Below are 12,479 nucleotides of genomic sequence, written 5' to 3'. Positions count from 1 at the left end.
GACCGGCGACCGGCGACCGGCGACCGGCTGTCGGCTGTCGGCCGCCCAGGAGCTAGCACTCGATGATGTTCACCGCGAGCCCGCCGCGGGCCGTTTCCTTGTACTTGATGCTCATGTCGGCCCCCGTCTCCTTCATGGTCTTGATCGCCTTGTCCAGCGAGACATGGTGCCGCCCGTCCCCGCGCAGCGCCATCCGGGCCGCCGTGATCGCCTTCACCGCCGCCATGCCGTTCCGCTCGATGCACGGGATCTGCACCAGGCCGCCGACCGGGTCGCAGGTCAGGCCCAGGTTGTGCTCGATGCCGATCTCCGCCGCGTTCTCCACCTGCTCCGGGGTGCCGCCCAGCACCTCCGCGAGCCCGCCCGCCGCCATCGAGCATGCCGAGCCGACCTCGCCCTGGCAGCCGACCTCGGCGCCGGAGATCGAGGCGTTCTCCTTGAACAGCATCCCGATCGCGCTCGCCGCCAGCAGAAAGCGCACCACTCCGTCCTCGTTCGCGCCCGGCACGAAGTCCAGGTAGTAGCGCAGTACCGCCGGGATGATGCCGGCCGCGCCGTTGGTGGGGGCGGTCACCACCCGGCCGCCGGCCGCGTTCTCCTCGTTGACGGCCATCGCGTACAGCGTCACCCACTCCATGGCGGACTCCGCCCGGGCGCCCTCGCCGCGCAGCCTGCGCGCCGCACTCGCCGCCCGCCGCCTGACCTTCAGACCGCCCGGCAGGATGCCTTCCCGCTCCATGCCGCGCGCGATGCAGGCATCCATCACCCCCCAGATCCGCAGCAGCTCGGCCCGGATCTCGCCCTCCTGCCGCCACGCCCGCTCGTTCTCCAGCATCAGCGAGGAGACCGAGAGCCCGGTCTGCCGGGTCAGCCGCAGCAACTCGTCCCCGGTGCGGAACGGATGGCGCAGCACCGTGTCGTCCAGCCGGATCCGGTCCGCGCCCACCGCGTCCTCGTCGACGACGAAGCCGCCGCCCACCGAGTAGTACGTCTTCTCCAGCAGGACGGAGCCGGCGGCGTCCAGCGCCGCCAGCCGCATGCCGTTGGCGTGGTACGGCAGCGACGTCCGCCGGTGCAGCACCAGATCGGTGTCCGGGTCGAAGGCGATGACATGGGTGTCCCCTATGTCGGCGCCCAGCAGCCGCAGCCGGCGCTCGGCGCGGATCGCCGCCACCCGCACGTCGGCCCCGGACACGTCGACCGTGTCGGGCGCGTACCCCTCAAGACCGAGCAGTACGGCCTTGGGTGTGCCGTGCCCGTGCCCCGTGGCGCCGAGCGAGCCGAACAGCTCGGCCCGTACCGCGTGGGTGGGCGCCAGCGCGCCCTCCTTCTTCAGCCGGTGCGCGAACATCCGCGCCGCCCGCATCGGGCCGACCGTGTGCGAGCTGGAGGGCCCGATGCCGATGGAGAACAGATCGAAGGCGGACAGTGCCATGGGGGTCCACTCCTTACCGGGGGACGAGAACGGCGGGGCGCGCACCCGCGCGGGCGGCGCGCCCCACCACAGGGGCCTAACGGCCGGGGTAGAGCGGATGACGGTCGGCGAGCGCCGTCACCCGGGAGGCCAGCTTCTCGGCGGTGCCCGCGTCGTACCCGGGCAGCAGCGCCAGGGCGATGATGTCGGCGACCTCGCGGAAGTCCTCGTCGCCGAAGCCACGGGTGGCCAGCGCCGGGGTGCCGATGCGCAGCCCGGAGGTCACCATCGGCGGGCGCGGGTCATTGGGGATGGCGTTGCGGTTGACGGTGATGCCGATGGCGTGCAGCCGGTCCTCCGCCTGCTGCCCGTCCAGCTCCGCGTCGCGCAGATCGACCAGCACCAGATGGACGTCGGTGCCGCCGGTCAGCACGGACACGCCCGCGCCGGCCACGTCCGCCCGTACCAGCCGCTCGGCCAGCAGCCGGGCGCCGGCGACCGTACGCCGCTGCCGCTCCGCGAACTCCTCGCCCGCCGCGATCTTGAACGCCACCGCCTTGGCGGCGATCACATGCTCCAGCGGGCCGCCCTGCTGCCCGGGGAACACCGCGGAGTTGATCTTCTTGGCGTGCTCCTGACGCGACAGGATCACCCCGCCGCGCGGACCGCCCAGCGTCTTGTGCGTGGTCGTGGTCACGACATCCGCGTACGGTACGGGGCTGGGGTGCAGCCCGGCGGCCACCAGGCCCGCGAAGTGCGCCATGTCCACCATCAGCAGCGCGCCGACCTCGTCCGCGATGCGGCGGAACGCGGCGAAGTCCAGCTGCCGGGGGTACGCCGACCAGCCGGCGATGATCAGCCGGGGCCGGTGCTCGGCGGCGAGCGCCGCGACCTCGGCCATGTCCACCAGGCCGGTGTCGTCCGCCACGTGGTAGGGCACGACGTGGTAGAGCCGTCCGGAGAAGTTGATCTTCATCCCGTGGGTGAGATGCCCGCCGTGCGCCAGGTCGAGACCCATGATGGTGTCGCCGGGCTTGAGCAGCGCGGCCATCGCGGCGGCGTTCGCCGAGGCCCCCGAGTGCGGCTGCACATTCGCCGCTTCCGCCCCGAACAGCGCCTTGACGCGCTCCCGGGCCAGGTCCTCGATGACATCGACATGCTCACAACCGCCGTAGTAGCGGCGCCCGGGATATCCCTCGGCGTACTTGTTGGTGAGCACGGAGCCCTGCGCCTCCAGCGCCGCCACCGGCGCGAAGTTCTCCGAGGCGATCATCTCCAGGGTGGACTGCTGGCGGCGCAGCTCCGCGTCGACGGCGGCGGCGACCTCCGGGTCCACCTCGTGCAGGGACTGGTTCAGTACGGACGAAGACATGGCGGCGGTCCCCCTCAGCCCTGGGTGAAGGCGGTGTAGCCGTCGGCGTCCAGCAGATCGCCGGGCAGTTCGCCGTCGATGCGGACCTTGAACAGCCAGCCGCCCTCGAAGGGCTCGGAGTTCACCAGCGCCGGCTCCTCCACCACCGCGTCGTTGATCTCGGTGACCTCACCGGTGACCGGGGAGTACAGATCGCTGACCGACTTGGTGGACTCCAGCTCGCCGCAGGTCTCGCCGGCGGTGACCGAGGTGCCCGCCTGGGGCAGCTCGACGTAGACGACATCGCCCAGCGCGTCGGCGGCGAAGGCGGTGATGCCGACCGTGGCGACACCGTCCTCGACGGCCGACAGCCACTCGTGTTCCTTGCTGTAGCGCAGCTCGACAGGGTTGCTCATGGGATCGATTCTCCTCGATGGTGACAATGCGGGAGGAAAGCGGGGATGAAGAGAGAAAGGACGAGGGGGCGGCAGCCGGCCGGCCGGCGCCGCGCGCCGCTACTTCTCGCGCCGGTAGAACGGCAGCGCCACCACGGCGAACGGCTCCCGGCCGCCCCTGATGTCCACCGCGACCCCCTCCGTACCGGGCGCGGCGTGCGCGGCGTCAACGTACGCCATGGCGATCGGGGTGCCCAGGGTGGGGGAGGGGGCGCCGGAGGTGACCTCGCCGATCACCGTGCCCGCCGCGTCCAGCACCGGATACCCGGCCCGCGGCACCCGGCGGCCCGCGCCGACCAGCCCGACCAGGCGGCGCGGCGGCGCGCTCGCCGCCCGCTCGGCCGCCGCCTCCAGCGGCGCGCGGCCCACGAAGTCGCCGTCCTTGTCGAACTTCACCACCCGGCCGAGCCCCGCGTCGAAGGGCGTGGTGGCGGCCGTCAGCTCATGCCCGTACAGCGGCATCCCGGCTTCGAGCCGCAGCGTGTCGCGGCAGGACAGGCCGCACGGCACCAGCCCGTACACCTCGCCGGCCGCCGTCAGCGCGCGCCACAGCGGCTCGGCGTCGCCCGGCGCGACGAACAGCTCGAAGCCGTCCTCGCCGGTGTACCCGGTGCGGGCGATCAGCGCGGGCCGGCCGGCCACAGTGCCCGGCAGCCCCGCGTAGTACTTCAGCCCGGCCAGATCGGCGTCGGTGAGCGCGCCGAGGATCGCGGGCGCGCTCGGCCCCTGGACGGCGATCAGCGCGTACGCGTCCCGGTCGTCGCGCACTCCGGCCTCGAAGCCCGCGCCGCGCGCGGTCAGGGCGTCCAGCACCAGCTGCGCGTTGGCGGCGTTGGCGACGACCAGGTAGTGCTCGTCCGCCAGCCGGTAGACGATCAGATCATCGAGGATGCCGCCCTCGGCGTCGCAGATCATGGTGTACCGGGCGCGGCCCACCGCCAGCGCGGACAGCTTGCCGACCAGGGCGTGGTCCAGCAGCTCCCCGGCCTGCGGCCCGGTGATCGCGATCTCGCCCATGTGGGACAGGTCGAACAGACCGGCGGCGGTACGTACCGCCTGGTGCTCGGCGCGCTCGCTGCCGTACCGCAGCGGCATCTGCCAGCCGGCGAAGTCGGTCATGGTGGCGCCCAGCTCGCGGTGAACGGCGTCGAGCGCGGTGATACGGGACGTCATGAGGTGGCTCCAGAGGGTACGGGCGGCGGGCGGTGCGCGGACGCGCGGATACGGCTCGCCCTCCCCATCTGTCATCGGCACCTGAGAGGTTCGCCTTGCGGCTTGCACCGTGGGTGGGGCCCGTTCGGCCGGGCCCGCTTTTCAGATTTGCCTTCCGCGCGCGGTATCGGGGCCTGAGAGATTCAAGGGAGGACTTGCTCCTTCGGCGCCCCGGCGCTGGACCGGGGACTCTCCCGCGCGTGGTCGAACGGCCATTGTTCGATTGTCCTGCGGTTGTTGTGCGGCTCATCATCGCATGACGGCCCGGGCTGAGCCATTAGGGTGCCCTACAGACCGGATCAGATGGTGGTGGGACGAGATGAACGAGCGTTGGCAGGACCCCGGGCACGGCGGCGCCGGCGGCGGCGCGGATGGCGGCGCGGGCGGGGGATGGCCCGGCAATGAGCTGGAGGAGGCGCTGGCGGCGTCCGTCGGCGTGCCGGACGCCGCGCCCCGGCTGCTCCAGGTGCTGGGCCGCAGCCCGGTGTGGGTGCCGCTGCCCGAGGGCGGCGGCCCGGCCAGCCGCACCCTGGACCTGCCGACCATCGACCTGAACGGCGCGGTGTACGTCCCGGTCTTCAGCTCCGCCGAACAGTTCCAGCTGGTGGTGGGCAGCCATATGTCCTTCACCGTCGCCCCGGTCAAGGAGTTCGCCCGCGGACTGCCGCCCCAGGCCGGGCTGGCCGTCAACCCCGGCGGCACCGTCGGCCTCCCCGTGCCGCCGGAGGGCGTCGCCCAGCTGTGCCGCGACACCCCGGGGGAGCGCGCCCCCGGCATGCCCACGGGTGCGCGGATGCGGCTGTTCGAGCCCGACTGGCAGCAGGAGCCCGTCGACTTCCTGGCGGCGGCGGCCGGCGAGCTGTCCCAGCTGCCGTACGTCCGCACCGCGCGGCGCGGCCTGGCCAGCGCGGAGGGCGGCGCCCCGGCGCTGTTCATCGGCGTGGAGCTGGACGAGCTGGCCGAGGAGTACCGGCTGGGCAGCCATGACGCGCTCGGCCGGGCGCTGGCGCGCTGCGCCGTGCCGTGGCCGGTGCAGCTGGTGCTGCTGGACGCGGTGACCGACCCCGTCGTGGACTGGCTGCGGCACAGCGTGCAGCCGTTCTACCGGCGGGACGCATGAGCGAAGCCCAGGGGGCGATCGAGGAACTGCTGCCCCGGGTGACGGCCGGCCGCCCGGACATCTACGAGACGCTGCTCGGCGCGCTGGCCGGCGGCGAGGTGTGGATGCTGCTGTGGCACGGCCGGCCCGGCGACCCGGACGCCCAGTACGGCAGCGTCGAGGTCACCGGGCACGGCTACGCGCCGGCCGTCACCTCGCCCGCCGAGCTGGCCGCCAGCGGCTGGCCGCGCGACCACGAGGTGATCGGCGGCCGGGATATCGCCGCCGCCCTCTACCCCGACCACTGGGGCCTGTGGCTCAACCCCCACACCCCGGGCGGCGGCCTGGGCATCCCCTGGCCCGACCTGCGGCGGATCGCGGGCGGCCTGGACCGGCTGCCGGCCGGTCCGCTGGTGATCACCGAGCCCACCGCGCCGGCCGAGCCGTTCTACCGGCGGCTGACGGCCGAGGCGCGCCGTACCCCGGTGCTGCGCAGCCTGCGGCGCGGCTGGGTACGGCCGGCGGTGGGCACCGCTTATCTGGTGATCGGCCTGGAGGTGGACGATCCGGGGGAGCCGGCCGCCGAGACGGTGCGGCAGATGATGGCGCGGGCCATCGAGGCGGTCCCGGACGGGCTGGTGGTGGCCACGGTGGCGATGGCGGACGCGTACGACCCGGTCGCCATGTGGCTGCGGGCGCGGGCCCGCCCCTTCTACACGGCGTCCTGAGCGCTGCTGCCGCCACCGGGCACCGGCGTGGCGGGCGCGGGCTCCCCGGCATGCCCGGCGAGCGGGAGCTGCCAGTAACTCACATCACGCCAGGCGCCCATCTTGTAGCCGTTCTCCCGGAACGTCCCCACCTGCCGGAACCCCAGCGAACGGTGCAGCCCCTCGCTCCCGGGATTGGGCACGACGACCCCGGCGATCACACTGTGGAACCCCTGCTCGGTCAGCAGCGCGAACAGCCGCCGGTACAGCGCCTTCCCCAGCCCCCGGCCCTGGTGCTCGGCCCCCAGATACACGGCGCACTCCACGGTCCAGGCATAGGCGGCGCGCGGTTTCCACGGGGAGGCGTAACTGACCCCGGCGACCTCACCGGCCACCTCGGCGACCAGCCACGGATGGGCACGGTGCCCGCGCTCCCACTGCTCCAGCCACTCCTCGGGCTTCTGCGGCTCGGTGCGGAAATTGGCGGGGGATGACGCGATGGAGTGGTTCACGATCGCGCACACGGCCGGCAGATCCCCGGCGCGCGCGAACCGGATGACGGGGTCGTTCATGGGCACCACTGTCCCACCCCCCGGCTCCCCCTGCGGGCCCGGGGCGCCGGGGGTACCGTGAGGAGAAAGCCGCATATTCGGATGAAAGTGGACGATTCATGTATGCCGTGAAGAGCACACTGCCCGAGCCCGCCCTCAAGGTCGTCTCCGACGCCCTCCAGGGGGCGCTGGCGGACATCATCGATCTGTCCCTGGTGGCCAAGCAGGTCCACTGGAACGTGATCGGCCCCCGCTTCCGCACCGTGCACCTCCAGCTCGACGACGTGGTGGAAACCGCCCGCTCGCACTCCGACATCGTGGCCGAACGCGCCTCCGCCCTCGGCATCAGCCCCGACGGCCGCGCCGCCACCGTGGCCGGCAGCACCGGCATCGCCACCGTCCCCGAAGGCTGGCTCCCCGACACCGAGGCGGTCGCCATCCTCACCCAGGCCCTGGGCACCTGCATCGTCCGCATGCGCGACCGCATGGTCGCGGTCGGCGAGGTCGACCGGGTCACCGAGGACAACCTCATCCAGCTCGTCAAGGACCTGGAAAAACATCACTGGATGTTCCAGGCCGAGAACGGCAGCTGAGGCGCCGGGACCGCCTTGTTGAAAGGTGCGAGAGCGGGGTGGGGGGCTCTTGCGCACGGGGGTGATGCGACGTACCACTGAGGGGGAGGCTACTGCGTCGTCGCATGCGAACGGGGGTCAGATGTGGCCACTCCACTGAGCGCTGACAAGGTGTTGTCCGCGCTGAAGGCCGAAGGCGTCAAGGTCGTCGAGTACAAGTCCTGGCGCACGCACAACCGGAACAGCGTCGGGGCCTGGGGACCGGTGAACGGTGTGATGATCCATCACACCGTCACCACCGGAACCGATGCCTCGGTCGAGCTGTGTTACGCGGGCCGGTCCGATCTGCCCGGGCCGCTGTGCCACGGGGTGATCGACAAGGCCGGCACCGTCCACCTGGTCGGGCACGGCCGCGCCAATCACGCCGGCAAGGGCGACAGCGCCGTACTCAGCGCCGTCATCGCCGAGAAGGCCCTGCCGCCCGACACCAAGGCCGACACCGACGGCAATCCGCACTTCTACGGGTTCGAGTGCGTCAACCTCGGCGACGGCAAGGACCCGTGGCCGGCCGCCCAGGTGGAGGCCGCGGTACGGGCCGCCGCCGCGCTGTGCCGCGCACACGGCTGGGGCAAGTCCGGGGACACCTCGGTGATCGGCCATCTCGAATGGCAGCCGGGCAAGATCGACCCCTACGGGCCCGGCGTCTCCATGAGCGACATCCGCAAGCGGGTCGCCGCCCGTCTGAAGCAGTCGGCCGGCTGGAGCCCCGGCGGCACGGGCAGCCCCAGCAGCCCCGAGGAGGACGAGATGCCCAAGCGGTCGTTATTCGAGACCCGCTCCTACACCCGTACCGTTCAGCCCGACACCTGGACCACCCTCAACTTCAACCGCTCCTACGACGGCAAGAAGTGGGTGGACAAGGACCCCGAGCCCTCCGTGCTCCTCGGCCCCTGCTACTACACCGCCTCCGTCGCGGTGACGGTGGCCGGGCTGGTCAAGGGCCAGGAGTTCAAGGTGCGGGTGGCCCGCTACCGGCTCCAGGACGGGAAGTACGTACGCGCCTCGGCCATGCCCACCGACTCCCCGGTGAACGACGGCGGCAAGGGCCACTTCGTCTACACCTGGACCGGCCATGTGCCGGCCACCGACAAGGGCCGGCTGCGGGTGGAGGTCCAGCACCACGGCTCAGGACCGGTCACCGTGGAGTGGGCGCGCGCCGAGGCGCTGTACTGGCCGGCCTGACCCCCCGGGGGGCGGCGAAGTGGGACGTCAGGCCGCCGCGCGTATCGCGGCCAGCCACACCCGGCGCAGCCGCGCCAGCTCGGCGGCCTCCCGCTCCCCCCACGGCCGGTTGCCGTGCGCGCGGACGTAACGCCGGATGGCCTCATTCGCCACTGCCGCTTCATCGGCACCGGTGGTCGTGGTGGTCGGGGCGTGATCGCACGTGATGATCATGCCCCCAGGGTAGAGGGCGGCACTGACAGTGCCGACCGGGTTTACGGCCGCTCGCGCGCTTCCTCCCGGGCCAGCTCCGCCCAGATGTCGCCGCAGCGGACCGCGAAATTCTGCACCTCGGGCGCTTCTTCCCAGGCAGCGGGTTCGGTGATGGGTTCGCCGCGCAGAAACCGGCCCAGTGAGATCAGCGCCAGCTCCCAGCCGGTGCCCAGCCCGAAGAGACCAGTCTCATAGTCGTTCAGCACCGGATCGAGCCGCCGGCCCTCCATCTCGATCAGATCGGGGATCGGCGCCTGCTCCAACTCCAGCGCCGTCTCCTCCCGCGAGACATCGGCCAGCCGCAGCACCACCTCGCTGCTCGGCCCGGTGCCGAAGTTCCAGCTCACCGCCAGCAGATTGGGTGCCTCGCAGCGCAGGATCTCCCCGCTCGCGTTGCCCTCGATACGGAAACTGCCGCCCAGCTCCAGCTCACCGCCCACCGGCAGGAACCACTGGGCCAGCAGCTCGGGGACGGTCACCGCGTCCCACACATCCACCAGCCGGGCCGGGTAGTGGCGGCGGATCAGCAGGGTGCGGGCCACACCCTCGGGGACGGGACGCCGCCCCACCTCGCGATAGGTGTCATCGATCCAGCTGGTGATCTCGGTCTTCTCGGTCATGGTGGGGCTCTCCCCTGTCACGGCAGGACCTTGCGGATACGATCCTCACCCGCCGCCCGCGCTCACGCCTGCCGAACCAGCTCCATATAGCGGTCCCAGTCCCAGTACTGCCCCGGACACTCCCGGACCACCTCGGGCACCTCGTTGTGTCCCACGATGTGCTCACGGTCCACCGGAATGCCGTACCGCCGGCAGATCCCCGCCACCAGAGCGGCCGAGGACTCGTACAGCGCGTCCGTCAGATAGGACGGATCCGCCACCCAGCCCTCGTGCTCGATGCCGATGCTGCGCTCGTTGAACCCCCGGTGACCGGCGTGGAAGGCGACATCCAGCTCACGGGCCAGCTGCGCCACATGGCCGTCCTCCGAACGCACCACATAGTGGGTTGCCGCCCCGTGCCCCGGGTCCTGGAAGACCCGCAGCGTGATGTCGTACGTCGCTTCCGGCACATGGATGACGACCCGGTCGATGGAGTAGTCGCGCGGCCGGCTGGCCCGCCGGTAGTTCGCGCTCGACGCCGGTATCCACTCGGCGCCCTCGTGGTCCACCTCACCCGGGGTACGGGGCTCCTCGACCCCCGGCAGCCGCCACCACCAGCGTCCCAGGGTCTCCCGGGCCGCCAGCGCCCCGGCTCCCACGGCGACGGCACCGCCCCCCAGCACCAGGGCGCGCCGCCCCAGCCGCCGCTGCTCCCGTTGCCGCTTCGGCCCCACGTGATCGCCCATGTCATCCTCCGAGGGAAAAGAACGTGACTGTCCGCCATCCGGTTCCATCGGCCGCCCCACCGGGGACGGCTCGTAGAATCGGCCCCACCATGCCGTACTTCGACCACGCCGCCACCACGCCGATGCTCCCCGAGGCCATCGCGGCGATGACCGCGCAGCTGGCCGTCACCGGCAACGCCTCCGCCCTGCACGCCGCCGGACGCCGGGCGCGGCGCGCGGTGGAGGAGGGCCGGGAGACGCTGGCCGCGGCGCTGGGGGCGCGGCCCAGCGAGGTGGTCTTCACCTCGGGCGGCACCGAGGCCGACAACCTCGCGGTCAAGGGCCTGTACTGGGCCCGCCGGGACGCCGACCCGCGCCGGGTACGGGTGCTGGCGAGCCCGGTCGAGCACCACGCGGTGCTGGATGTCGTCCAGTGGCTGGCCGACCACGAGGGGGCGGTGGTGGAGTGGCTGCCGGTGGACGCGGTGGGCCGGGTACGTCCCGGCGTGCTGCGGGAGGCCATCGAGCGCGATCCGGCGGATGTGGCGCTGGTCACCGTGATGTGGGCCAACAACGAGATCGGTACGGTCCTCCCGGTGGCGGAACTGGCGGCGGTCGCCGCGGAGTACGGCATCCCGATGCACGCGGACGCGGTGCAGGCGGTGGGCCAGCTGGAGGTGGACTTCGCCGCCTCCGGGCTGGCGGCGCTGTCCGTGTCCGGGCACAAGATCGGCGGTCCTTACGGCATCGGGGCGCTGCTGCTGGGGCGTCAGTGGACGCCGGTGCCGGTGCTGCACGGCGGCGGCCAGGAGCGCGAGGTCCGCTCGGGCACGCTGGACGTGCCGGCGGTGGCCGGCTTCGCGGCGGCGGCCGGGCTGGCCACGGCGCGCCGGGCCGACTTCGCCCGGGAGATCGGCGGGCTGCGCGACGAACTGATCGCGGCGGTGCGGGAGCGGGTGCCGGACGTGGTGCTGGGCGGTGACCCGGACCCGGCCGGGCGGCTGCCCGGCAACGCGCACTTCGCCTTCCCCGGGTGCGAGGGGGACTCGCTGCTGCTGCTGCTGGACGCGCTGGGCATCGAGTGCTCCACCGGCTCCGCCTGCACGGCCGGGATCGCGCAGCCCAGCCACGTACTGCTGGCCATCGGCGCCGACCCCGAACTGGCGCGCGGCACCCTGCGCTTCTCGCTCGGCCACACCACGACCAGGGCGGACATCGAGGCGGTGGCGGAGGCCATCGCCCCGGCGGTGGCCCGCGCCCGTACGGCGGGCCTCAGCTAGTGTCCTGAGTCGGAAGTTCCTGGCCAGATCTCCGCCCTGGTTCGCACCGCAGGATCCAGTGGCTGCCAGGAACATCGCTGGCGCCGGCCTTCCGTGGTCGCCAACGGCCCATCGGCCATCCGCGAGGAACCACCCAAGAATCTTTGACTCAGGACAAAGGGCCTGTCTGAGGGATAGCGCCGGTTGAGCCCGCGGCGTCTGGTGCAGCGGGCACCTCCCGGCCATGGGCTATCCCCTGCTCGAAGAGCTTGGGGAGGGGCTACTTGGGCGTCTCGACAGCTCTGCTTCCCAGGTCTCTCAACAGAGCAGAGACGGAGCGAAGCGGAGTGCGGCGAGGTTCCCCCAGGCCCTTGGGGGCCTGGGAGGTGCCCCCGGTTCCAGGCGGTGCGGGCCAGGCGGGACCATCGGACAGGCCCCAGGCCCGGCACGGCCGGGCGGATCGGCCCCACCGCCGGGGGCCCCGATGGCCGGCGCCCCCGGCGTCGATGCTGTGTGGCGCCGGTGTTTCCCCGGTCGGCGGTGCTGTCCTCGCCGGTACGTCCGGCATCGGCCGGTCCCGGCGCCGGACGCCCTGCGGTGGCTGGTCTTGGCGTCGATGCTGTGTGGTGCCGGTGTTTCCCCGGTCGGCGGTGCTGTCCTTGCCGGTACGTCCGGCATCGGCCGGTCCCGGCGCCGGACGCCCTGCGGTGGCTGGTCTTGGCGTTGATGCTGTGTGGTGCCGGTGTTTCCCCGGTCGGCGGTGCTGTCCTCGCCGGTATGCCCGGCATCGGCCGGGCCCGGCGCCGGGCGGGGGCTTCGGCCCTGGGCCCTCGGCCCGCGGCGCCGGGACCGGCCGGTCGGCGGGGCCCCGGGGCGTCGACCCTCGCGACGACCCCCTGATCCCATGCCCCGCGTCCCCGTCGCACGGTTCCGGTGTGGCGAGAGCCGGGATCCGTGCGGTGCCCCGCTCCCGCACGGCACCCGCGCCGGTCCCGGCCCCGTGCGGGGCCGTTGGCACGTGGCCCCGCCACCGGGGTCATG

The 12,479-nt window shown here is 72.7% G+C and carries 12 protein-coding genes, 1 pseudogene and 2 riboswitches; of the genes and pseudogenes, 5 read left to right on the top strand and 8 right to left on the bottom strand.

Annotation, left to right across the window (positions count from 1 at the left end):
• Window positions 1-52: 52 nt before the first annotated feature.
• From AC5WRL_RS25980 to gcvT, 4 genes are all read right to left on the bottom strand, one after another.
• Window positions 53-1,435 (bottom strand): L-serine ammonia-lyase, encoded by a 1,383-nt coding sequence (locus AC5WRL_RS25980; RefSeq protein WP_496091094.1) that lies wholly within the window; start codon window positions 1,433-1,435, stop codon window positions 53-55.
• 76 nt (window positions 1,436-1,511) lie between these two features.
• Window positions 1,512-2,786 (bottom strand): serine hydroxymethyltransferase, encoded by a 1,275-nt coding sequence (gene glyA, locus AC5WRL_RS25975; RefSeq protein WP_496091093.1) that lies wholly within the window; start codon window positions 2,784-2,786, stop codon window positions 1,512-1,514.
• 14 nt (window positions 2,787-2,800) lie between these two features.
• Window positions 2,801-3,181, bottom strand: coding sequence for a glycine cleavage system protein GcvH (gene gcvH, locus AC5WRL_RS25970; protein ID WP_496091092.1), 381 nt, complete (start codon window positions 3,179-3,181; stop codon window positions 2,801-2,803).
• 99 nt (window positions 3,182-3,280) lie between these two features.
• Window positions 3,281-4,393 carry a glycine cleavage system aminomethyltransferase GcvT gene (gene gcvT, locus AC5WRL_RS25965; protein ID WP_496091091.1) on the bottom strand — a complete coding sequence of 371 codons (1,113 nt, stop codon included), beginning with the start codon at window positions 4,391-4,393 and terminating at the stop codon, window positions 3,281-3,283.
• Window positions 4,394-4,451: 58 nt separating this feature from the next.
• Window positions 4,452-4,543, bottom strand: a riboswitch (glycine riboswitch).
• 1 nt (window position 4,544) lies between these two features.
• A riboswitch (glycine riboswitch) is annotated at window positions 4,545-4,639 on the bottom strand.
• A gap of 112 nt (window positions 4,640-4,751) precedes the next feature.
• On the opposite strand from gcvT, the gene AC5WRL_RS25960 reads away from it, so the two are divergent.
• Window positions 4,752-5,552, top strand: coding sequence for an enhanced serine sensitivity protein SseB (locus AC5WRL_RS25960; protein ID WP_496091090.1), 801 nt, complete (start codon window positions 4,752-4,754; stop codon window positions 5,550-5,552).
• Window positions 5,549-6,259, top strand: a complete 711-nt coding sequence (locus AC5WRL_RS25955) for an enhanced serine sensitivity protein SseB C-terminal domain-containing protein (protein WP_496091089.1) — start codon at window positions 5,549-5,551, stop codon at window positions 6,257-6,259. The genes AC5WRL_RS25960 and AC5WRL_RS25955 overlap by 4 nt, the downstream gene beginning before the upstream one ends.
• Here the strand turns inward: AC5WRL_RS25955 and AC5WRL_RS25950 are convergent.
• On the bottom strand, window positions 6,244-6,810 hold the full coding sequence (locus AC5WRL_RS25950) for a GNAT family N-acetyltransferase (RefSeq protein WP_496091088.1): 567 nt from the start codon (window positions 6,808-6,810) through the stop codon (window positions 6,244-6,246). The genes AC5WRL_RS25955 and AC5WRL_RS25950 overlap by 16 nt on opposite strands.
• A 98-nt stretch (window positions 6,811-6,908) precedes the next feature.
• On the opposite strand from AC5WRL_RS25950, the gene AC5WRL_RS25945 reads away from it, so the two are divergent.
• Window positions 6,909-7,382: a Dps family protein gene (locus AC5WRL_RS25945; protein ID WP_496091087.1), complete on the top strand. Its 474-nt coding sequence runs from the start codon at window positions 6,909-6,911 to the stop codon at window positions 7,380-7,382.
• Window positions 7,383-7,505: 123 nt separating this feature from the next.
• Window positions 7,506-8,192, top strand: a pseudogene (locus AC5WRL_RS25940) (peptidoglycan recognition protein family protein); the annotation flags it as partial.
• 438 nt (window positions 8,193-8,630) lie between these two features.
• On the opposite strand, the gene AC5WRL_RS25935 reads toward AC5WRL_RS25940, so the two are convergent.
• From AC5WRL_RS25935 to AC5WRL_RS25925, 3 genes are all read right to left on the bottom strand, one after another.
• Window positions 8,631-8,816 (bottom strand): hypothetical protein, encoded by a 186-nt coding sequence (locus tag AC5WRL_RS25935; protein ID WP_496091086.1) that lies wholly within the window; start codon window positions 8,814-8,816, stop codon window positions 8,631-8,633.
• Between the two features lie 41 nt (window positions 8,817-8,857).
• Window positions 8,858-9,475, bottom strand: coding sequence for an SRPBCC domain-containing protein (locus AC5WRL_RS25930; RefSeq protein WP_496091085.1), 618 nt, complete (start codon window positions 9,473-9,475; stop codon window positions 8,858-8,860).
• 62 nt (window positions 9,476-9,537) lie between these two features.
• Window positions 9,538-10,200 (bottom strand): N-acetylmuramoyl-L-alanine amidase, encoded by a 663-nt coding sequence (locus AC5WRL_RS25925; RefSeq protein WP_496091084.1) that lies wholly within the window; start codon window positions 10,198-10,200, stop codon window positions 9,538-9,540.
• Between the two features lie 89 nt (window positions 10,201-10,289).
• Here AC5WRL_RS25925 and AC5WRL_RS25920 point away from each other — a divergent pair, with 89 nt between their 5' ends.
• Complete coding sequence (locus AC5WRL_RS25920) at window positions 10,290-11,459, top strand: cysteine desulfurase family protein (protein WP_496091083.1); 1,170 nt, start codon at window positions 10,290-10,292, stop codon at window positions 11,457-11,459.
• Window positions 11,460-12,479: the final 1,020 nt, after the last annotated feature.

The organism is Streptomyces sp. NTD107 (genome assembly GCF_059510435.1).
Note: the sequence above shows the minus strand (reverse complement) of the source record. Positions and strands in the feature narration are given on the sequence as shown.